The 20,985-nt window shown below is 45.7% G+C and carries 22 protein-coding genes; 7 read left to right on the top strand and 15 right to left on the bottom strand.

Annotated elements, in window-relative coordinates; translation table 11 throughout:
• Positions 1 to 32: 32 nt before the first annotated feature.
• Positions 33 to 452 (top strand): DUF962 domain-containing protein, encoded by a 420-nt coding sequence (locus tag HF322_RS06490; protein WP_169392602.1) that lies wholly within the window; start codon positions 33 to 35, stop codon positions 450 to 452.
• Positions 453 to 530: 78 nt separating this feature from the next.
• Here HF322_RS06490 and hemL read toward each other — a convergent pair whose 3' ends face one another.
• Complete coding sequence (hemL, locus tag HF322_RS06495) at positions 531 to 1,844, bottom strand: glutamate-1-semialdehyde 2,1-aminomutase (RefSeq protein WP_169392603.1); 1,314 nt, start codon at positions 1,842 to 1,844, stop codon at positions 531 to 533.
• Positions 1,845 to 1,890: 46 nt separating this feature from the next.
• Entirely contained in the window at positions 1,891 to 2,241 is a 351-nt protein-coding gene (locus HF322_RS06500) for a zinc ribbon domain-containing protein YjdM (RefSeq protein ID WP_169392604.1), read from the bottom strand.
• A 196-nt stretch (positions 2,242 to 2,437) separates the two neighbouring features.
• On the opposite strand from HF322_RS06500, the gene HF322_RS06505 reads away from it, so the two are divergent.
• Together HF322_RS06505 and HF322_RS06510 are read left to right on the top strand one after the other, a co-directional pair.
• Positions 2,438 to 3,196, top strand: a complete 759-nt coding sequence (locus HF322_RS06505) for a folate-binding protein YgfZ (protein WP_169392605.1) — start codon at positions 2,438 to 2,440, stop codon at positions 3,194 to 3,196.
• A 291-nt stretch (positions 3,197 to 3,487) separates the two neighbouring features.
• Positions 3,488 to 3,691: a CsbD family protein gene (locus HF322_RS06510; RefSeq protein ID WP_169392606.1), complete on the top strand. Its 204-nt coding sequence runs from the start codon at positions 3,488 to 3,490 to the stop codon at positions 3,689 to 3,691.
• 510 nt (positions 3,692 to 4,201) lie between these two features.
• Here the strand turns inward: HF322_RS06510 and HF322_RS06515 are convergent.
• Positions 4,202 to 5,440, bottom strand: a complete 1,239-nt coding sequence (locus HF322_RS06515) for a M15 family metallopeptidase (RefSeq protein WP_169392607.1) — start codon at positions 5,438 to 5,440, stop codon at positions 4,202 to 4,204.
• A 15-nt stretch (positions 5,441 to 5,455) separates the two neighbouring features.
• Positions 5,456 to 6,025, bottom strand: a complete 570-nt coding sequence (locus HF322_RS06520; protein ID WP_169392608.1) for an SH3 domain-containing protein — start codon at positions 6,023 to 6,025, stop codon at positions 5,456 to 5,458.
• Positions 6,026 to 6,565: 540 nt separating this feature from the next.
• On the opposite strand from HF322_RS06520, the gene HF322_RS06525 reads away from it, so the two are divergent.
• Both HF322_RS06525 and HF322_RS06530 read left to right on the top strand, forming a co-directional pair.
• Positions 6,566 to 7,189, top strand: coding sequence for a hypothetical protein (locus HF322_RS06525; RefSeq protein ID WP_169392609.1), 624 nt, complete (start codon positions 6,566 to 6,568; stop codon positions 7,187 to 7,189).
• A gap of 192 nt (positions 7,190 to 7,381) precedes the next feature.
• The gene (locus HF322_RS06530; RefSeq protein ID WP_169392610.1) at positions 7,382 to 7,753 is read left to right on the top strand and encodes a hypothetical protein; all 372 of its coding nucleotides are present in this window, start codon (positions 7,382 to 7,384) and stop codon (positions 7,751 to 7,753) included.
• Here HF322_RS06530 and HF322_RS06535 read toward each other — a convergent pair.
• The 6 genes from HF322_RS06535 to HF322_RS06560 form a co-directional block, all read right to left on the bottom strand.
• Positions 7,750 to 8,061, bottom strand: a complete 312-nt coding sequence (locus HF322_RS06535) for a YqfO family protein (protein WP_169392611.1) — start codon at positions 8,059 to 8,061, stop codon at positions 7,750 to 7,752. The genes HF322_RS06530 and HF322_RS06535 overlap by 4 nt on opposite strands.
• 61 nt (positions 8,062 to 8,122) lie before the next feature.
• Positions 8,123 to 8,794: a DNA-3-methyladenine glycosylase gene (locus HF322_RS06540; protein WP_169392612.1), complete on the bottom strand. Its 672-nt coding sequence runs from the start codon at positions 8,792 to 8,794 to the stop codon at positions 8,123 to 8,125.
• A 188-nt stretch (positions 8,795 to 8,982) separates the two neighbouring features.
• Positions 8,983 to 9,696, bottom strand: a complete 714-nt coding sequence (gene purC, locus HF322_RS06545; protein WP_169392613.1) for a phosphoribosylaminoimidazolesuccinocarboxamide synthase — start codon at positions 9,694 to 9,696, stop codon at positions 8,983 to 8,985.
• Positions 9,697 to 9,788: 92 nt separating this feature from the next.
• Positions 9,789 to 10,085, bottom strand: a complete 297-nt coding sequence (locus HF322_RS06550) for a hypothetical protein (protein ID WP_169392614.1) — start codon at positions 10,083 to 10,085, stop codon at positions 9,789 to 9,791.
• Between the two features lie 35 nt (positions 10,086 to 10,120).
• Complete coding sequence (gene dapA / locus HF322_RS06555; protein ID WP_169392615.1) at positions 10,121 to 11,026, bottom strand: 4-hydroxy-tetrahydrodipicolinate synthase; 906 nt, start codon at positions 11,024 to 11,026, stop codon at positions 10,121 to 10,123.
• 182 nt (positions 11,027 to 11,208) lie between these two features.
• Positions 11,209 to 12,669: a Do family serine endopeptidase gene (locus HF322_RS06560; protein ID WP_169392616.1), complete on the bottom strand. Its 1,461-nt coding sequence runs from the start codon at positions 12,667 to 12,669 to the stop codon at positions 11,209 to 11,211.
• Between the two features lie 430 nt (positions 12,670 to 13,099).
• On the opposite strand from HF322_RS06560, the gene HF322_RS06565 reads away from it, so the two are divergent.
• Positions 13,100 to 15,001 (top strand): sodium:proton antiporter, encoded by a 1,902-nt coding sequence (locus tag HF322_RS06565; protein WP_169392617.1) that lies wholly within the window; start codon positions 13,100 to 13,102, stop codon positions 14,999 to 15,001.
• A gap of 55 nt (positions 15,002 to 15,056) precedes the next feature.
• Here HF322_RS06565 and tmk read toward each other — a convergent pair whose 3' ends face one another.
• The 4 genes from tmk to HF322_RS06585 form a co-directional block, all read right to left on the bottom strand.
• Positions 15,057 to 15,707 carry a dTMP kinase gene (tmk, locus tag HF322_RS06570; protein WP_169392618.1) on the bottom strand — a complete coding sequence of 217 codons (651 nt, stop codon included), beginning with the start codon at positions 15,705 to 15,707 and terminating at the stop codon, positions 15,057 to 15,059.
• 44 nt (positions 15,708 to 15,751) lie between these two features.
• Positions 15,752 to 17,008, bottom strand: a complete 1,257-nt coding sequence (gene mltG, locus HF322_RS06575; RefSeq protein ID WP_169392619.1) for an endolytic transglycosylase MltG — start codon at positions 17,006 to 17,008, stop codon at positions 15,752 to 15,754.
• A 123-nt stretch (positions 17,009 to 17,131) separates the two neighbouring features.
• Positions 17,132 to 18,022 (bottom strand): aminotransferase class IV, encoded by an 891-nt coding sequence (locus HF322_RS06580; protein ID WP_169392620.1) that lies wholly within the window; start codon positions 18,020 to 18,022, stop codon positions 17,132 to 17,134.
• Positions 18,023 to 18,043: 21 nt separating this feature from the next.
• Positions 18,044 to 18,709 (bottom strand): hypothetical protein, encoded by a 666-nt coding sequence (locus HF322_RS06585; RefSeq protein ID WP_169392621.1) that lies wholly within the window; start codon positions 18,707 to 18,709, stop codon positions 18,044 to 18,046.
• 229 nt (positions 18,710 to 18,938) lie between these two features.
• Between HF322_RS06585 and aroE the strand changes: the two genes are divergently transcribed.
• Positions 18,939 to 19,766 (top strand): shikimate dehydrogenase, encoded by an 828-nt coding sequence (aroE, locus tag HF322_RS06590; protein ID WP_169392622.1) that lies wholly within the window; start codon positions 18,939 to 18,941, stop codon positions 19,764 to 19,766.
• A 7-nt stretch (positions 19,767 to 19,773) separates the two neighbouring features.
• Here aroE and HF322_RS06595 read toward each other — a convergent pair whose 3' ends face one another.
• Positions 19,774 to 20,856, bottom strand: coding sequence for an FUSC family protein (locus HF322_RS06595; protein WP_169392623.1), 1,083 nt, complete (start codon positions 20,854 to 20,856; stop codon positions 19,774 to 19,776).
• Between the last annotated feature and the right edge of the window lie 129 nt (positions 20,857 to 20,985).

Genomic DNA, 20,985 nt, shown 5'->3' on the forward strand with positions numbered 1-20,985 from the left:
TTTTAACCGACGTCAAAGCCAAGGAGCGTGCCATGACGACCTTAAACAATACCGATAAAGTAGAACTTAAAAAAAATGCAAACCAAAACGAAAAAACATTTACAAAACCAGTTAACACCCCAACAAATCAATCTCAATTTTATGAGTTTTATTTGGGCGAGCATCAAAACATGGCTTGCCGGCGGCTGCATTTTTTAGGAAGCAGCTTTGGCGTTTTGGGGGCAGCGCGCTCCTTGCAAAAGCGCTCGGTTAAGCCGTTAATTAAAGGTATTACCGCAGGTTACGCTTGCGCTTGGGCGGGGCATTTTTTCTTTGAAAAAAACAAACCTGCCACTTTTAAATATCCGCTACAAAGCTTTCAAAGCGATTTACGCATGTTTTACGACGTTCTTACCGGAAATATCAGCCTAAAAGACAAAAAGCTGGATAAAAAAACCAAAACACCCTCATAAAAATAGCTCTTTTAAAACAAATCAGCCATAAAAAAACCAACGCTAAGTCGTTGGTTTTTATTAAATAGCAACTAACTATTAAGCGTTTGCTTTGTCCGCTGCCATTTTTGCAAAGACCGCATCCGCCGCTTGAATCGTTGCGTCAATATCGTCATCGGAATGCTTAATCGACATAAATCCTGCTTCATAAGCCGACGGCGCAAGATAAATGCCGCGATCAAGCATGCCATGGAAAAAGGTAGTGAACGCTTCGATATCGCAGTGGGTTACGTCATCAAAGTTTTTAGGCGTCGGCGTGTCGGCGTCTTTCATAAAAAACATCCCAAACATCCCGCCCAAATGGTTGGTTCGCAATTGGATGCCATGATGTTTAGCCGCTGCTTGTAAGCCGTCCATAAGTTTTTTCGTTTTTTGACTTAACTCATCATAAAAGCCATCGACGGTTAAATCTTCAAACATCGCAATCCCTGCGCGCATGGCTAAAGGATTGCCCGATAACGTTCCTGCTTGGTAAACACCGCCTAAAGGCGCGATGCACGACATGATGTCTTTTTTGCCACCAAACGCGCCAACCGGAAGCCCTGCGCCAATGATTTTACCAAAGCAAGTCAAATCAGGGTCAATGCCAAAATGCGCCTGAGCGCCACCAAGACCGACGCGAAATCCGGTCATGACTTCATCAAAAATCAAGACCGCGCCGTTATCCGTGCAAAGCTTGCGCAGCATGTCGTGGAATTCTTGCGTCGGCATAATCATGTTCATATTGCCCGCGATCGGCTCAACAATCACGCAAGCAAGCTCATCACCCCATTTTTCAAAGCAGTCTTTGAGCGCTTTTGGGTCATTATAAGGTAAGGTAATGGTATGTTTGGCAAAATCCGCCGGAACGCCTTTTGAGGTTGGCTCACCAATATCAAGCATTCCTGAGCCTGCTTTGACAAGCAAGCTGTCTGAATGACCGTGATAGCAGCCTTCAAATTTAACGATTTTATCACGACCAGTGAAGCCGCGCGCCAAGCGAATTGCGCTCATGGTCGACTCAGTGCCGGAGCTTGTCATGCGAACCATCTCAACGCTTGGCACAATCTCGCAAATCTTATCAGCAACGGTAGTTTCAAACGGCGTTGGCGCGCCAAAGCTTAGCCCATCTTCCGCGGCTTTTTTGACCGCCTCAATTACTTTTGGGTGCGAATGTCCCAAAATCATTGGTCCCCAAGAGCCCACATAATCGATATAGGCATTGTCCTCGGTGTCAAACATCTTGCTGCCTGACGCTTTATGGATAAACACTGGCGTTCCGCCAACGCCTGCAAACGCGCGAACCGGCGAGTTCACGCCACCTGGGATATGTTTTCGGGCTTGGGCAAACAGCTGCTCGTTTTTTGTACTCATCGCTTGTCTCTTATATTGTGGCTTTAAATATATTATGGCTATAAATTTAGGCTTTTTTTACCACTGATGATTTAAGCTTCATCGCGCCAAAGCCATCGATTTTGCAGTCGATATCGTGACCGTCGGTCGCATCCGGAAGCAAGCGGATACTTTTAACTTTAGTACCAACTTTAATGGATGTTGATGAGCCTTTGACCTTTAAATCTTTAATCACGGTCACCGCATCACCATCTTGCAATTCGTTACCCACGGCATCACGGATCACCGCGTCACCATCTGTGGCGGCCGCCTCCGACTCCGCTTGCGTCCATTCATGAGCGCACATCGGGCAAACAAGAAGCGCCCCATCTTCGTAAGTATAATCGGCATCACAGCTTGGACAATTCGGTAGGCTCATCATATCCTCATTAAGCAGCATCGCGCTTGTTGTTTGGTTAAATATTTATACCCTATTGTAGCCCAACTGCGCCTTTTTCACCAATTTACGCCGACAAAAGCAGTGTCGCGTTTTTTATGCTACTGTTTTAAAATAAGGTCAACGTTTAAAACCTCAACCCAAAACCAGAATAAAAATGACGCAAAAGGACCCTGAAATGACCACCGACACCATAAATCACCCCCAATCACTGCCGCAATTTGTGCAAATCAGTCTTGAAGGCGTTGATGCCGAAAAATTTTTGCAAGGTCAGCTCACCTGCGACGTTACCAAACTGGGGCTTGACTACCAAGCTGCCGCCATTTGTAACTTAAAAGGTCGCATCGACTTTGGCATTTGGGTGAAGCGCCGCGGCGAGCGCGAGTTTGACATGGTAATTTCCCAAGATTGCGCGGCAAGTTTGCAAGTGCATCTCAAAAAATTTGGCGCGTTTTCTAAATTTACCGCCCAATCTCCCATTGACGTTTACCCTTGCGTGTTAGATGGCACACCGACCTTTAGCCAAAACCCTGACCATAATAGCGACAGCGAGCGCCAGTCGTGGATGAGCGCCAGCATTGACAGCGGCAACTATTGGATCGTTAAAGCTACCCAAGGCGAGTTTCAACCACAAGAGCTCAGGCTGCATCAACGCGGCGGCATGGACTACGACAAAGGCTGCTATTTGGGGCAAGAGGTCATCGCGCGAATTTATTTTAAATCAGCGCCCAAAGCCTTTTTGCATTTGGTTTCAGGTAATGGTGAGCTGCCAAATGCCGGTGATAAGCTCGATCATGTGCAAATTGTGAATGCGATTGCCGAAGATAGCGGCTTTAAAGCCTTGGTTGTTGCCCGTCCTGAGCAGTTAAAAAGTAGTGAGTTGAGCGTTTTAAACTTGCCTGAAAATTTACAAGCCGACGTTGCTCGCCAAAAATGATAGCAGTTTAATTTAAAGAAAGTTACTTAACCTTATTACAAACTGCGCGTTTTGTTCACATAACAAAGGCTTATTTAACAAAGTCATTAGAAAAATTATGATTGAATAACACTCTAAACATTGGTTATACAGACAACAAAATCGATTCTGACTATAGTGGTTATCAGCAGCAAGCAGCGCGCTTTCTGTGGTGATCAATCAATGATGACTTAATAAATAACCAAAAGCCGCCTTAAAAAATGTGCGATTTAGCCAATAAGGCGCGCCATAACTATAATAAGGATAATGATAATGAACGAACATACCCTAAAAGGTGAGTGGAACCAGTTAAAAGGTACTGTAAAACAAAAATGGGCTGACCTAACTGATGATGATTTAACCCATATCGAAGGCAGCCGCGACAAATTGGTCGGTCGTGTTCAAGAACGCTATGGTCGTGCAAAAGATGAAGCCGAGCGTGAAGTTGATGATTGGCGCCGCGAAAACGACTATTAATCCATCAATTTTTGAGAAATAACACTTTATTGTTATTCATCAAAAGTCAAAAACTGCATCATTTTGGTGCAGTTTTTTATTATGGGCTGATTTATTAAAATCAATCGGCAAGTAAGGCAAATCAGTAATTAAGAAAAAATTTAGCGCCTTAAAAAACGACAAAACCGCAAACTCATTGCTGACTTTGCGGTTTTGTCGTCTATCATCCGTGATATTATCTTCACAATTTAGCGGCATCCTTGCAGCTTATTTTGTGTTGATATCAGGCATCCTGCCCGATTTGCATAAAGTGACTTGCTCTATTGCTTATCACTTGAAGGTTGTGTCCATACTTTAAAAGCGTTAATCATCCTGATGCCAGCTTTTAAATGTTTATCCTTAATACGGAAAATCCCAATCCTTGGGTCACAATCCCTCATGCCGTGAAGCTATAATCGCAAATTGTTGCCCCCTTGTTAAGTCGCGTGAACGACATTACTTGTAAGCTTTTGCTTACACGATTTAATTTATTTACTCAGGATTAGGTGTAGGCGCATTTGTAATCATAGCAACCCCACCTTTATCTGTACGTATTTGAATACTTTTGCCATTCGTTGTTTCGCCTAGTGATGATTGCGGCACACTGGGAGGACTTTCGACGACTGTATCAGGGGGTAAATCAGGCTTTGGGATATTATTTTGCTTATTATGAGAACCTTGAACGTTATTGACAGCTTCTAAATGCACCTCGTTAAAAGCATCATTATTTAACGGTTGCTGCGGCTTGCGGTTATGTTTTTGTGGTGCTGCTGCGGTGACGACTCGATTTGGGATCGCAGGTTGAGCACTGACGCGGCAGCCGCTCACGCCTGTGATATAGCCCATCATATGATCAGGAATTTGCCGAACGGCTGAGGCGCCTTTTAACGGCTGTGATAGCGCGGTTTGTAAGACTTGTGGCGATGAGATTTGGCTATAATAATAACTTGCTGTTGGCATATGTGACCAATGCCACGGTTCATCGGAATAGCCTTTATTACGCCCTGACGCATAAACTTGGCAAAACCCAAATTTAGGGGCGTTGGTTGTCAGCCAGCGGTGAATGTTGCGACCGGTTGCGCTGCGCCAATAATCAAGCGCAACACTATTAAAGTCGATATCAGAGCCCCAGTGGTGGCGACTGGTTCCTGGAAAGGACGAATAACGTAATATATTGCGCGCTTTTTGCGTATCGGTATCGGAGACATCGCCCCATTTATTTTCCCAAATTCGGCGCTGATGGTCATACGATCGGTAGGCAGAAACGATCGATAACTCAATGCCGTCTTGTTTGGCGGCGCTGATCAGCGTCATTAAGGCAGGATAAGCGTTTTGATGGACAAGCTCATCTTTATTGGTATATTGATTTGGGATCGATCTTAAATGAGCACGACCGCCTTGACCGTGAACTTCGGCAAGCTGACCTCGTGGCGGTAGCGCAATGCTACGGTCTTGATCTTGACCCGTGGATGGCGGCATTGCGCCATTAGTTGGCGGATCTAAGTCTTGTAAGGCAGGCTCATTTGAGTTTTGCACCACAGCGCCATCATTAGACTCAATGGGCAACGTCTGCTCAGACGTTTGATTGTGGTCACTATCAGCCGACTCTTTAATTGCCTCAACAATCATATCTTTACTGATATAAATCAGCATAAAAATGCCAATCAAGCAAAAGCCAATGCCCACAAAAAAGCTGGCAAACCTGCCGCGGCGATCATTAGAACCTCTCATCGGTGTCTCGCTTTATCAATACTGCAAATAACCACCGAAGCTATAACCAACCAAGCTTTGCGAGTCCATCACCTTGACCCAGCAGCCATCGATTCTATTGATCACTTCACATTTATTGGTCTCGCCAATGACCCAAACTTCTTCTTGATCATATAAAAACCCAAGCTTTTTAGCGTTCTTAGATGGCGATTGCCGCACCAACACTTTGCCGCCATATTGCGTCAAAACGCTGGCGCGATAGCGAACGACCGTTTCGGTCAGCCCTGATCTTGCTTGGGGTGCAGGTGCCGGCTTTGGTGGCAGCGCCTCAGGATTGGCGTAACCTGAATTATCCTGACTTGGAGCGCTTGGCGGCTCGTAAGTCACATACTCTTCTTGCGGCTGAGCGCTTGGCGCTGTGTTGTAAACCAATTCTTGCTGAGGCGGCGCGGCATTAGAATTGTTAGCGGCTGCTTCATCTTTTTTATTATCTTCTTCGACAATAGCTTTTGCGGCAGCTTTTACCATTCGCTCGCCGGTATCGCCGCAGCCTGAGAGCATCAATACTGAACATGACATCACACCTAGAATCAACAATCGTTTCATACGATTATCCTAATAGAAAGCTATAATTACATATTGTAACTTTCAAAATTATTTTTTGCAAATAATTGTTTGCTATAAAATTAGGTTGTTTATATAGAAATATTTTTTATCGTTATTTATTCATTTATATTTTTATATAAAAATTTAGTATAAACAAATATTTAATCAATAAAATTATGAATAATAATTTTGATAATTTGATATAAACCATAATTTACAATTGTTCTAATATTCATTTTTTTAACTTTGATTAAAAAATAAAGCAATTTCGTAAATAAAGAAGTATTGTTTATTTCTTATAATTTTCAAATCTGATCTATAGCTTGTCTAAAAACATATAATTCAATTCTCATATCAAATTTTCCTCCAAACTTAGTTTTTAAATCATTTCCAAAATTACCTAAGCGCCTTTTTTGGTTACATCTTTTTAACCAAATCGACACTTAACCTAAAGCTTTGGTGATTACCATAGGATTGTAAGAAATTATTTCAAGATGATTTATTGATACGAACTAAGATCAACCTAAAAAGGAGGAAAAAATGGCGATTTTATCGCAATATTGCAAAGCAGCCGCGCTCTCGATCATGATGGTCAGTGCAGTTGGGGCAACGCTTAGCAGCTCAGCGATGGCGACCAATTACAACAGCAACCAAGCCATTTATCGCGATGGCAACTTTCATACGCTTGCCCAAAAGCTACGCAAAGATTTAAACCGCAGCGGCTATCAAGTGATGGACATTCAAGCGATCAATCAGCGCGGCACTCCGGCTGTCGTTGTTTTTGCGAAAAAGAACAATCTGCCGTATGAGCTTAAATACACCTACCCTGGTCTTAAACTGATCAGCTCCAGCCAAAAACAGTGGTCAACCGTTTGGCAGGACAAAAAAAAGTATCATAGCGGGAATTATCAAAACGTTAATCATAAGCAAAATTACTATGGCAATGATATTGAAGACAATATCAAAAAAGAAGCACGTTACCCTGCCATCAAAAAGAGCGCCATCCGTAAGGTGACGTCCATGGGCTATCAGGTTAAAGACATCGATATTGATGAAAAAAACAATCGCGGTGTGTTTGAGATTGAGGCCAAAAAAGGCGGTCAGGATTATGATATTATCTTGGGCTATCCCAATTTAAACGTGATTAAAATCGAAAAAGATTAGTCGATGGTTTTAAGTAGCATTCAAAGCTAAGCGCTTGACTTTTGGCTAGTTGTGATCGCTTAGCGCAACACCTTCGGGCAGTGTAATGTTGCCCTCACCCTTTGGCGTCGCTCACTTGACGCCGCTGGTCGAATAAATCAGTCCTTGGTTTATTTGACCTTTTTTTATTGATGGCTTTAGGAGAAATAATTAATGAACCCCTCACTGTTAAAATCAAGCATAGTTGCAGGACTGATTGCAATCACTTTAGGCGGCGTCACCGGCTGTATGACTACGCCTGGCGGCTACAATGCTTACGGTGATATTTATGAGGACATTTATAAAGACAGCAAGCTTTATAAAAAGCATAAAAAAACCATCAACTCAATTGACAAAGACATTTACCGCCCTGCCATTGAACAAACCGCTGCCAACCGCGTCAGCAGCATGGGCTATCAAGTCCGCGATGTTCGCTATAAAAAAGGCGATCGCACCATTCGCGTGAAAGCCAATCGCGGCGGTCAAAATTATAAAATCGATTTGGACTATCCAAGCTATAATGTCGTCAATATCAAAAAAGACTAAATATCAACAATTTCGATCACATCATAAGCCGGCGTTTCATAAGGATGCGCCGCTTTTAATGCTAAAATCACTGCGCTGAGGTTATCTTTTGCAACCACCATCTCAACCCGCCACTCGGTTACCGTTTCAAGCTGATGCTTTGTGCCGATATGCGGCGAGCTTCCGGCTAACGGCATAAACTGCCCCGTCCCTTTAACTTGCCAGCAGCACTGGTCATAATTGCCAATTTTCCCTGCCCCTGCGGCAAACAAAGCAGATTTTACATTTTCTAAGGCTTCCTCAGGGATAAACACGGTCAGCTTAATCATTGTGATTTCCTTATTGATCAGTTGGTGGTCTTAATTTTTAAATGAGTTTAAATTAACCCCGTTATTTTTTTGAAAGCGAAGGATGATCCGTCCAAATATAGCGCAGCAGCCAGTCTTTGGCGTCCCCTGCGTAATCAATACCAATTCGCGGTCGCAAAGATATGGGCGGCTTTTTGCCGTCATCTTCAACCCAAAGCCCAGATTCAGGCGCGATCACTTTGCCGTAAAGGCTTTTATCAATGGCAAGCTGCTTGGTTAATTTGCCGGGACCTGAAAGCTTTTTGATATCAAAGTCCGGATTGTCATTATCCCTATTTCCTGTCTCATCCACAAAAAATCCGGCGCGGATTAAGACCGCTTCTGGCGATTCTGCCGCGCCGCTGACCAAATTGAGCATAAAGTGGATGCCATAAGTCAAATAAACGTAAATCACGCCGCCTTCATGGTACATGATTTCGGTTCGGGGCGTTCGCGTTCCAGCGTGGGCATGGCAAGCCGCGTCGCCTTCACCAATATAAGCTTCGGTTTCGCTGATTCGCATCCGTAAAACGTGCTCGATGCCGGCATCATCACTAACTTTTCGGCAAATAATCTTGCCAATTAAGTCGCTTGCCACCACGCAAGTAGGTCGTAAAAACCAATCGGGCGGTAAGCATTGCGCAGCATTTTCACTTAACAAAACACTATCTTGAGTTGGTGCTGTTGCCGGTAAGACTAAGTTTTTATGGGTCATTATTTACGATCTCGATTTTATAGTTGTCTATTTTTATCTCAACCTTTAACTTACCATAGCGCTGCTTTTTTAATGATCAAAATTGGCTCAACCTTGGTAAATCTATGTTAACAATTTGCTTGATCCTAAAATTTTAGCCAAAAAAAACTGAGCACTAAGCTCAGTTTTTGAGATTAAAGCGATCAAGCTTAATCTAACGGGACGCCAATTCGGGCAGCAACTTCTTCATAACCTTCAATCACGTCACCTAATGACTGACGGAAGCGGTCTTTATCTAGCTTTTTCTTGGTGGCTTTGTCCCAAATTCGGCAGCCATCTGGCGAGAACTCATCCCCTAATACGATGCGGTTATGAAACACGCCAAACTCAAGCTTAAAGTCAACCAAGATCAGATCGCCTTTATCGAACAAGTCTTTTAGGACGTCATTGACTTGTAAGCTGATGGCTTTCATAGTGTCAAGCTGCTCCCCAGTTGCCCAGTCCAAAGTGATGGCAAGCGACTCATTGACCATCGGATCACCTAAAGCATCATCTTTATAAAACAATTCAAAGGTCGGTGGAGTAAGCGGCTGACCTTCTTCAAGTCCCAATCGGCGAACAAGGCTTCCGGCAGCAAAGTTGCGAACGACGCACTCCACCGGAATCATCTCTAAGCGCTTGACCAACACTTCATCGCTTGATAACTGCTTTTCAAAGTGGGTCTCAATCCCTGCTTCATCCAGCTTTTGCATGATAAAGGCGTTAAAGCGGTTATTGACCACGCCTTTTCGCGCCAATTGCTCAATGCGCTTGCCATCAAGCGCTGAGGTGTCATCACGAAAATGCAGGATTAAAAAGTCGTTGTCCTCGGTGTCATAAACCGATTTTGCTTTTCCTTTATACAGCAGTTGTTGTCTTTGCATCATTCATGTCCTGTTTGGCAGTTGGGTCAACGCGCCGCGCGAGCAAAACGGCGCGCGGTCAGATTGCGATTTGAATGTCGCATCAAAAGTCGCTATGGCGTCTGAGTTAAGCGAACGGCGCGCTCAGGTTTTGGCAATTGGTATTGCTTTTTGGCAGCATTTTGCAAGTTTAGCGTATTTGCGCCAACGTTTGGCGTCGGATATAAGGGCACAAATGCCGCTGTTTCTTGATTGGCAGGCAGCTCAAGCGGCGCAAGCTTTTTACTTGACTGATAATCAAGACTACCGTTGTCACGCTTGGCAATCCAGCCTTTGACCGTCTGGCAGCCGCTCAATAGCATGGTGCTGCTCATGATGACAGCAGTTAAGGCAAGAAATGGTTTGTTCATGATCGTATCTCTTTGGAGTCACTCAAAAGTTTTAACTACAGCAAGTTGGCTTTAGCTAATGCATTGTCAATGGTCACTTGGTGCTCATCGGCAAGCCAAACGAGCGGTAAGCGGATGCCTTTATCAATCAATCCCATTTTATAAAGGGCATATTTGACCGGAATGGGGCTTGATTCAATAAACAAATCTTGATGTAAATGCTTGACCACGTCATGAGCGCTTGCCGCTGCGGCATAATCGCCATTTAGGGCTGCAGCAAACGTTTGACTCATGGCATTTGGGGCGACGTTCGCGGTCACTGAAATGTTGCCTTTAGCGCCAAATTTCATCAGCTCAAGCGCACTGGCATCATCACCCGATAGCACGACCAATCGGTCGCCAACCGCTTGAATGAGTTGTTCCCCGCGCGCCAATGAGCCCGTCGCGTCTTTAATTGCTACGATATTGTCAATATCAGCTAAGCGCTCAACCGTTTCTTGGCTGATGTCCACGATGGTGCGACCCGGAACATTATAAAGCATTTGCGGCAAATCGACGGCTTCAGCAATGGCTTTATAATGCTGAAACAAGCCTTCTTGTGGCGGTTTGTTGTAGTAAGGGGCAACAAGGAGCGCACAATCTGCACCAGCATCGCGGGCGTCTTGGGTCAGTTTGATCGCCTCAACCGTGTTGTTTGCGCCTGTTCCAGCAATGACCGGAACGCGACCGTTGACGTGCTTGACAAAATAGCGAACCACCTCGCTGTGCTCTTGCATAGACAAGGTTGCCGACTCGCCGGTGGTACCAACCGCAACCAAGCAATGCGTGCCTTGGTCAATCTGCCAGTCGATAAGCTTTGCCAGACGCTCAAAATCAATCTTCCCGTCAGGAAACATCGGCGTTACCAGCGCCACCATCGAGCCTTGAAGTCGGGATTTGATATCGTCAAATGCTGTGCTCATAACCTTGCCTTTACTAAAATTGTTAGCGGTTTTATAAATTAAACATCATAAAAAAACAAAAAATCGTTGCTAGTGTAGCATATTTTAATTTGTCGATAAGTGCTCATTGATGAACATTTTTATTGCCAATAAATTTTGTAATTCATCGTTGTTGTTGCTTATCGTTATGATCCATACCAACCTTATTCAATCCGTAGGCCAATGATCGCCGGAATGCCTTGGCGGATAATTTCAATGGTCACCACGCCTTTTTTAGGTAAGGCGGAGATGGCGCTTGAAAAATCGGTCACGTTGGTGATTTTCTTTTGGTGCATGTTGGTGATGACGTCGCCGGTCATCAATCCTGATCGCGCCGCAAGCCCTGTTGGATCAACGGCGGTGATTAAGACGCCAGTTTTGTTATCTTTGGCGATTTCACTTTTTTCAGTGGGCGTCAAATTGCGAAGTCGTAGCCCCAATCTGACATCGTTATTAAGGTTGTCGCGACCTTCAGCTTGAACATCACTTGGCGCTGAGGTGAGCGATCCTGTTGCCATCATGGTCTTACCATCGCGAAGCAGCTGAATTTTAAAGGCGTCATTGGTTCGGGCGCGGTTGATGGCGTTTAATAAGTCAGAAGCTTCGATGATTTTAACGTTATTGTATTGTAGGATAATGTCGCCCGCTTTAAGACCGGCTTTTTGCGCAGGTGAATCAGGGGCAACTCGGGTGAGTAGCGCGCCTTGGGGCTTGGAGAGTTTGTAAGCTTCGGCAAGGTTGCGATCGATATCTTGCGGATAAATGCCAAGATACGCCCGCGCCACTTGACCGGTGGTTTTTAGCTGCTCATAAATGTCCATTGCCGCATCAATAGGGATGGAAAACGACAATCCCATATAGCCGCCAGTGCCACTAAAAATACGCGAGTTGATGCCAACGACTTGACCGCGCTGATTAAATAACGGTCCCCCTGAGTTGCCCGGATTGAGCGCAACGTCCGTTTGGATAAAAGGCACGCTCGTTTCGCGTGAAAAGCTTCGAGATTTGGCGCTTACAATCCCCGCTGACGCCGAATAATCAAAGCCAAATGGCGACCCCATTGCCAATACGGGCTCACCGACTTTAAGCGCGTTGGAATCGCCAATCGGTAGCGCCGGAAATTTGTTTCCCGCCACCTTTAAAACCGCCACATCTGAGCGCTCATCACTGCCAATTAATTTGGCATCAAGCTCGGTGCGGTCATTTAACGTGACTGTGATTTTATCGGCGCCCTCCACCACGTGATGATTGGTGAGCATATAACCATCACTGGTCACAAAAAACCCCGTGCCATAAGCGTGCTCAATCGCTGGGGTTTGCGCCTCAGGAATACGAACGCGATCACCAAAAAACTGCCGCAAAAGCTCCGCCGTTTGCGCGTTGGCAAGCTCCGCTTCACTGACGGTTTTGGTGACGTTCACCCGAGCAACGCCTGGGGTTACCTGCTGAACCAATCCTGAAAAATCAGCGGTCGTCACCGCCGCTTGAGTCGCTGTACTGATCGCCACCATACCGCCAACACTTGCGGTCGCAATGGCAACGCTGAGCGCTTGCGTCAGCAGATTTTTTGACAATTTTTGCAGTAAAAATGAGCAATTAGGATGACTATCGGGTTGTTTTAGCATCGGACTTCCCTTTTATCTTTTATTTATCACAAATAAAAACATCAATACCGCCACCAGTCAAATTTTTTAATTAAGCTGACCTGAATTGATTTATTGGCGCAAAGTTTTCTGACCTTTTTGCCCAGAATTATCAATGAGCTCAACCCTATCACCAGCGTTTTTGATGACGGCGCAATGCACTTATTATGCAACAAAGCGCTTAAGATGGCTATTGGCTTCTTAAGCCAAAATGCACCTATTAATCAGCTAAATTGCTAAGCTGCGATCTTGATTTTGGCTGAGGATCACCTAAACAAAGCGCTTAAAACACGGGCTTAAAATCGTGATATGATAATTGGCTCAATACTTATCGAATGATGATGTTTATGTTTTTATCTACGACCGTAGTTCCAATCCTTACCAACGGCTTTGGCAAGTTGAGGGGATAGCGATGGATACGGCGTTATTGTTGTCCGCCATTGTTGGCATTGGCATTGCCGCTCAGTGGTTGGCTTGGTATTTAAAACAGCCCTCGATTTTATTTTTATTGGTCATTGGCATCCTTATTGGTCCAGTTTTGGGCTATCTTGACCCCGATTTGCTGCTTGGCGAGCTGTTATTTCCGCTCATCTCTTTAGGGGTTGCCATCATTTTATTTGAAGGCTCATTGACCCTTGAGATTGACGAAATCAAGCAGCATGGCACCGTTGTTCGGATGCTCGTTTCCGTTGGGGTGCTCATTACCATCGCTGTGGTGGCGCTTGCCACGTATTTTTTATTTGATGTTGATCCCATCATTGCGCTGCTGTTTGGCTCACTGGTTTGCGTCACGGGTCCTACGGTCATTGTGCCGCTGCTTAAAAGCGTTCGCCCCAACAAAACCATTGCCAACATTTTAAAGTGGGAAGGCATCATCATCGATCCCATCGGCGCGATTGCGGTGGTGTTAGTTTATGAATATATCATTTCAGGCGGTCAAGGCAATAGCCTATTGTTATTTGCCAAAATTGTTATCTTAGCCAGCATTCTTGGGCTGCTTGGCGCTTATTTTTTGGCGTTTTTGATGCGCCGAAATATGGTTCCGGAGTTTTTGCGCAACGTTTTTACTTTAGCTTACGTTCTTGTATTGTTTTCGATTTCCAACCATTTAGAGCATGAATCAGGGCTGTTGACGGTCACGGTTCTTGGGATTGCGCTTGCCAATTGGCCAAAGTTCCCACGCGATACCATTTTAGAGTTTAACGAATCGCTCACCTTACTATTAGTTTCCGTGTTGTTTATCGTCCTTGCCGCCCGTGTTGAGCTTAACAGCTTATTAAGCGTTGGGATTAAAGGCTTGGTGTTACTTGCCATTATTATGTTTGTTGCCCGCCCACTGTCGGTTTGGGTGTCCTCGATCGGCTCCACCTTAAAAACCAGCGAAAAACTGATGATCAGTTGGATTGGACCGCGCGGGATTGTGGCGGCTGCGATTTCATCCTTGTTTGCCATTCGCTTGCAAGAGTATGATATCGCAGGCGTTGATCTGCTTGTGCCGTTGGTATTTATGGTGATTATCGGCACGGTCATGATTCAAGGCTTGGGCGCAAAATCAGTTGCCAAACTGCTTGGCGTCCGCGAACCTGCCACCAACGGCATTTTGATTGTCGGCTCAAACCCTGTCGCGCTGCTGGTTGCTACATCCTTAAAAGACCAAGGCTTTGATGTTATCGTTGCTCATAACAACTACACCAACATTGCTCGCGCACGAATGAGTGGCCTTCGAACCTATTTTGGCAATCCAGTATCCGAGCACGCCTCGCATCATTTGGATTTGATTGGCATTGGGCGCTTATTTGCGATGAGCACCGACCGCGAGCTGAACACCTTATCTGAAATTTATTACCGTCACGAATTTGGCGAACAAAAGATTTTCCGGCTCAAATTTAGTGATGAAAAAGTCAAAAATGAGCGCGATGATAAGCAGCGCAGCTTTCAATCCAACTGGCTGTTTGGCAAAGATGTGACTTATACCAAGCTTGCCAGCATGTTGTCAAAAAAGGCGCGAATTAAAATCACCAACCTCACCGACAGCTATAGCTTTGCGCAATATAAAGCCGATAATAAGCAATTTGTGCCGCTTTATACCATTGATAAAGAGGGCAAGCTAAACGTCATTACGGATAAATTTGACAACCAAATCCCGATGGATTGTAAATTGGTCGCTTTGGTCGTTGATGATGAGGTTCAGCCAAAGCCCGTTGATGTGACGGCAAAACAAGAACAAGCAAGGGCGGCGGCTGATGCCAAATTTGATGAGCAGGTCAAAGCGCCCGTTAAACGCAAAGAGATGGATCTGAGCAACAACTTGTAAATGGCTTTATTCGTAAATGAATTTAGAGTATTTTGAAAGCCGCATTAATTAAGCATTAATTAGAATTGGCAAAAAGCCTTGATTGAACGGCTTGCCAAATTTTTAAAGCGACCTCATCACTCTCACCTTGAGCATCAATTCGGCAAAATCGCGGCTCATGGTTTGCTAACGTTGCAAAACCCTCATAAACGCGATTAAAAAAGTCTTGCCGCTCTTGCTCAAAGCGGTCGGCTTTACTGCGCTTATCCGCTCGCGCCATGCCTAAATCTACCGGTAAATCAAGCCAAAGCGTCAAATCAGGCAGTTTTGGCACAAAATTTTCGGTGAGCTGAGCAATTTTATCCAAGATTTTTTTATCCCCAAAACCACGACCAAAACCTTGATAAGCGGTGGTTGAGTCGACAAAACGGTCGCAAATTACCCATTGATTTTGATTGAGCGCCGGTAGAATCACCGATTGCAAATGGTCACTGCGAGCGGCAAACATGAGCAGCAATTCGGTATCGTCATTGATTTGGGTGGCAGGGTCTAGTAGCAGCGCTCGCAACTTTTCAGCAAAGGGGCTGCCACCGGGTTCACGAGTTTGGATATAATCAATTCCCAAAGCGTCAAATTTTGCCGCAAGTGCTTTGATGGCGGTGGTTTTCCCGACGCCTTCGGTACCCTCAAAGCTGATAAATCGGGCAGGATAGTTGGGCTGACTCATGGTGATGTTACCACTTTTATTTGGGGGTTTAGCAAACGATCAGGTTACGGCTGAGTGGCGTCGGCTTGTTTTTGTTGCGCCTTTTTATCGCGCATCACGCCAAGATAATCTTTGACCGCTTGGTTATGCTCGCTTAGCGAGCTGGTAAATTTGTGACCGCCATGACCGGTTGCCACAAAGTAAAGCGCATCGCTTTTTGCGGGATGCAAGGTCGCTTCAATGGACGCAGCCGACGGTAGCGCAATTGGCGTTGGCGGTAAGCCGTCGATTTGATAGGTATTGTAGCTTGTCACTTCATCAATATCACGGCGGCGAATGTTGCCCTCATAGCGCGCTCCCATACCATAAATAATGGTCGGATCGGTTTGCAGTCGCATGCTTTTTTTCAAGCGGTTGTTAAATACAGCGGACACCAGTGGTCGCTCCTCGCTCACGCTGGTTTCTTTTTCGATGATCGACGCCATAATCAGCGCTTCATAAGGCGACTGATACGGCAAGTTAGGCGATCGGCTTTGCCAAGCCTTATCAAGAGCCGCTTTTTGGCGCTTATAAAGGTCGGTCAAAATCTGTTTGTCGGTCGTTCCTGCGCCATAATAATAAGTATCGGGAGCAAACCAGCCCTCAAGGTTGTGATTAACGATAAAATCGGGGCTTGATTTGACCGATTCTGGCAGCGCGTCATCCATGCCAAGCGCTCGGGCAATACTGGCATTGTCCGCGCCATCGACCAAAACTTCTTTTTTGATGGCGTCATTGTCTCTGAGCGTTTGATACAAGTCATTGGCGGTTTTGCCTTCAACGATTTGCACTTTGACAACGGCAGCTTTGGCGCCTTGAGCGAGCACTTGCAGCGCTTCTGCGATCGTTGGGTTCTCAGGCAACTTATACGTTCCGGCATGAAGCGGCGCGTCAACCTGCGACTTGATATACAATTTGGCAATAGTGGTCGAAAACAGCGGCACCGATTGCCACTGCGGCAGCAAGCCATAATAGGTCTGACCTTCATCAATCGTCACCATTTTTTCAGGCTGAGTGATGCGCCCAAACAGCGTCTGGTAAATAATCACCAGTAAAAACGCGGCAATCAGTCCTGCCACGAGCAACACCTGATAACCGCGCTGCATAAAAAAGGACGGGTTGTCTTTTTTATACTGTCGCTTTTTGCCCTCGCCGCTGATTAAAAAATCCTCAGGGGCGCCATTGTCACGCTTTGGATGGGCTTTAGGATCTTCTGGCGACGGCTTAGAAGAAGAATCAGGGGCATTGTCTTTCGGGTCGGGACGGTTTGTCGGATTGGTCATGGCCACTCAAAAGGCAGAAGTTTGCTAGAATTTAGCACTGAACGCGCCGCTTTTCAATGGAAATTATCAGCACCAAGCGCCAAAGCTGCCGATTTAATGGCGGATTGTGAGTTAAGTGAACGGTTAAAATTGGACTAAATCAACCGCCGCATCCTGTGATAACCAAAGTTTGTCTATCGGCATCACCCCGCGAACGGCATTACAAAACAACAGTTTTGACAGTCGTGGCAAATCTTCATCTTGAAGCTTTCGGATAATCATTGGCTGACCCATTTTTTGGCTTTTATCAATAATGACGCGGCGCATGACCCCATCAACGCCGGAATGCTCAATCGGCGGCGTCAACCATTGCCCCGAAAAATAGTTGTTATTTAAGTCGCGTTTATCATTTTTAAGTTGATAAAACATATTGCTCATCACCCCTTCAACCCAATTGCCAGTTAGGTCACGAACCAAGCCTTCACTAAGCTGCGGCTGATTGACTTTCAAAGCTTGCAACTCGCCTGCCGCCATCACATTGTCCAAGCAGTTTAAACTTTTGACTCCAGCTAGCGGCTTTGGCAATTGCGCAAGCTGAGCGGTTAAGCAAATCGCCTCGCCAAAAGGCTGAATGGGAATCTTGATATTTTGACTTAACTGCCAGTAACTATCGGTCGCAATACTAGCTTTGGTTACTTTAAGCCAAACTTGACAAGCGCGACCTTGGTCATTGGCGCTAAACCCATAACCACGAACGGCTTGGACATTTTGGGCATCGCGGTGAACGATAAGTTTAATGATGCCCTCACCCAAATTTTTGGCAGCATCATTAACTTTTCCCCAAAATTTATAAATAGGCAAATCAAATTGCAATGCCAAGGCATGATTGATTAACCGCGATTGATGGTAGCTTTCCCATAAAATTTTGCCAGTTATGACGCCCATCGTGGTAAAAAAACCATCGCCATAAGCCAAAGCGCGGTTGTCTAGGGTGATTTGGTCGGGAGCGCTATTTGGATAAATCAGCGTTGCCATGATTGTCAGCCTTTGCGATTGTTACCCTGCCGATTTATTTAAAACCATCATACAGCTGTAAAATTCGCATTTTGCCAATTCGATTTTTTGACCGCCGATGACTTTATTTTTAATCACTTGACCGCCCAAAATATCGGCAACCGTGCGACCGCCATCCTCGCCCATCAGCTTTCGCGCTAAGGTATAGGCGTGCTTGGCGTGTGATTTGCTGATCTCTTTTTCTTTATCCGAGTCGCTTGGGTTGGCAAAATACCAACCCACTTCTAAATATTTGTCCGAGTCAATCAAGTCCAAGTACGGCGCGTCATCATTCATAAAGCGGTATTTGGTAGCGATGTTGCTGGCATAATCAAGGCTATTGTCATCGGTGGTGACGACTTTGCCAAGGGTTGCTTTGATGTCGTCCAAGTCATTGAGTGTGATGGGGCTGACCGCTTCATTCGACCAGCGGCTGACGTCATAGCTTACCGGAACGGCGTCGGTTGTGACCTCACTTTGAGCATCGGCAGTATTTTCAGTTGCGGTTTTGTCGGTCGCGCTGTCATCAGTTGCCGCTTTTGGGTCGCCTTTGATGTCGGATGCGACCTCCTCGATGACGCTTTGTTTGCTGTTATCACAAGCCGAAATCAAAAGCGCGGCGGCGGCGCTCAAACCAATCGCGAGGGATTTTAATTGCGGGTTCCACATGGGCGTAAGTCTCGATATCAACGATGAAAAATAAAAAAACAAGGGCAACATCCCTCTGCCAGTTTACCGAACCCTAATGCCCTTGACTAGCGTTTAGGTTACAGATAGTCATCAAGGATTGAGCAAATTTGTTACTGCCAATGGGTTAAAGCAAGATAGTTAAAGCCAGTTTGTTAAAAAGCCTCAGATTGATTATGATGAGCCATCGCAGATTTTATAAGGCTCAGTTATGACCGCTCATTTTATGGTGATTGGCAATCCGATCGCCCACAGTAAATCCCCACAGATTCACCAAGCGTTCGCGATGCAAGCAGGGCTTGATATTCGCTACGCTCGGCAACTTTGCCCAAACGATGACGCAAGCTTTATTGCGGTGATTGAAGCGTTTTTTAATGGCGGCGGTATTGGCGCAAATGTCACCGTACCGTTTAAGCAAATGGCGTTTGAGTATTGCCAAAAAAACGGTCAATTGTCAAGTAATGCCGCAGCGGCAGGGGCAGTCAATACCCTTTATTATGAAAATGACGTTTTGATCGGCGACAACACGGACGGTCAAGGGTTGGTCAATCATATGTTAAGTATGGATTGGCAACTGTTGGGGGCAAATATTGCGATTATTGGCGCAGGCGGCGCGGCTCGTGGGGCAATTTTACCGCTCATTAACGCCGGAGCCGCGAGCATTACCCTTGCCAATCGAACGCCAAGCAAAGCTCAAGCATTGATTGATGAGTTGCGCGAAAATAACGCGGCAATCAGCGCTGCCGACATTCGATCTTGCGAAACTAGCGCGTTAACGGGTGATTTTGACATTATTATTAATGCCACCTCCATTGGTCTTACCGGTGACAAATTGCCGCTGTCAGACGATCTAACTTGCGGCGCGGCTTACGACATGATGTATGGTAAAAGCTTGCCGTTTTTGACTCATTTTGAGAGTAAAGGCGCGGCAACCTCTGACGGCTTTGGCATGCTGTTAGCTCAAGCGGCACTCAGCTTTTTACTTTGGACAGGATTTGCGGCCGATGTTAAACAAGCAAGTAACGCCTTGAATCATTAAGCTGCCGTTAGCTAAATTTTGCCAATAAATACGCCTCAATTTTTTGAAACGGCGCTTGCAATTTGGAGGAGTGAATCACCCAGCCGCCCGCCAAGCCCACCACGCAGCCAAGCGCGGTATCAATCAGCCTGGCGTTAATGATAGCTTGTGAGTGCGCCGCGATCACCGGCAGACCGCTGCCATATTCAGCAATCAAAATGGTCAAGGGCGTAATAAAAATCACCGCAATGGCATAATGGCGATCAATCATCGATTCAATACAAATCATCATTGCCAAAATCGCCACTGCCACTCCCCAAATACCAAGTCCCAGACTGAGCAACCATCCTGCCAGCAGCATACCAATCATCGTCCCAAGCAAGCGATGAAACTGCTTGATCCACATGGATCGCAAATGAATGCCTTGCAAAATAATAAAGCAGCTCACCGCGGCCCAATAGGGATTGCTCATTTTCAAAGCAATGGCAAGGCTGAGTGCCACAATCACAAACAGCGTGATAATCAAGCTTTCACTGATCGTATCAGGGCGATAACTGAGTTCGGGTTTGGGCGAAATAGGTCGCGTTGCTACCAAAAATAGCGAGTACAGCAGTGCCATAGCGATTGCAAAACCACTGCCAAGCATCACCATCCCCGTTGCCACAAACAGATGCTCAAGCGGCACCGGAATAAATAGCGCAATCGCCGCTGCCATCAAAATAAACAATCCTGCTGGCGGCGCTTGCTGATAATAACGACCAAACATCACCACCCCAAAGGCAAGCATCGCAAATACAGGCAGCCTTAAAAAAGGCAGCTGCTGAGTGATAAGCCCAAGCGCAAAACAAAACGCCATAGCAAAGCCCCAAGCCATCAGCGTCACTATTCTGTCGCCAAGCTTACCGACAAGGGGCGTATTTAAAATGACCATCGCTCCTAAGGAGGCTTTGATGCCCGAGGGCAGTGCGCCAAAATACGCGCCGACAAACACCGGAAAACTGATGGTCAGCGCCGCCACAATCGGCATATGCCACGGTCTGCGGCTTTGGTTGATGGTCGTTAGGTGGCGCAGCTCATCTTGAAGCAATTGGCGCGCGCGGTCGTAACTCATAAACGAAAATCCTAAGGTTGTTAACTTGACTTTAGTTGGTTTAGGCGTAGCTTAATAGGAATGGTAAGGACAAGCTAAGTTAGATACCCTCAGCAAGTATTAGATTTTAAATAACAAAAATTTATTGCT

The sequence above is a fragment of the Psychrobacter sp. MF31 genome (genome assembly GCF_012847335.1).
Lineage (GTDB): Bacteria > Pseudomonadota > Gammaproteobacteria > Pseudomonadales > Moraxellaceae > Psychrobacter.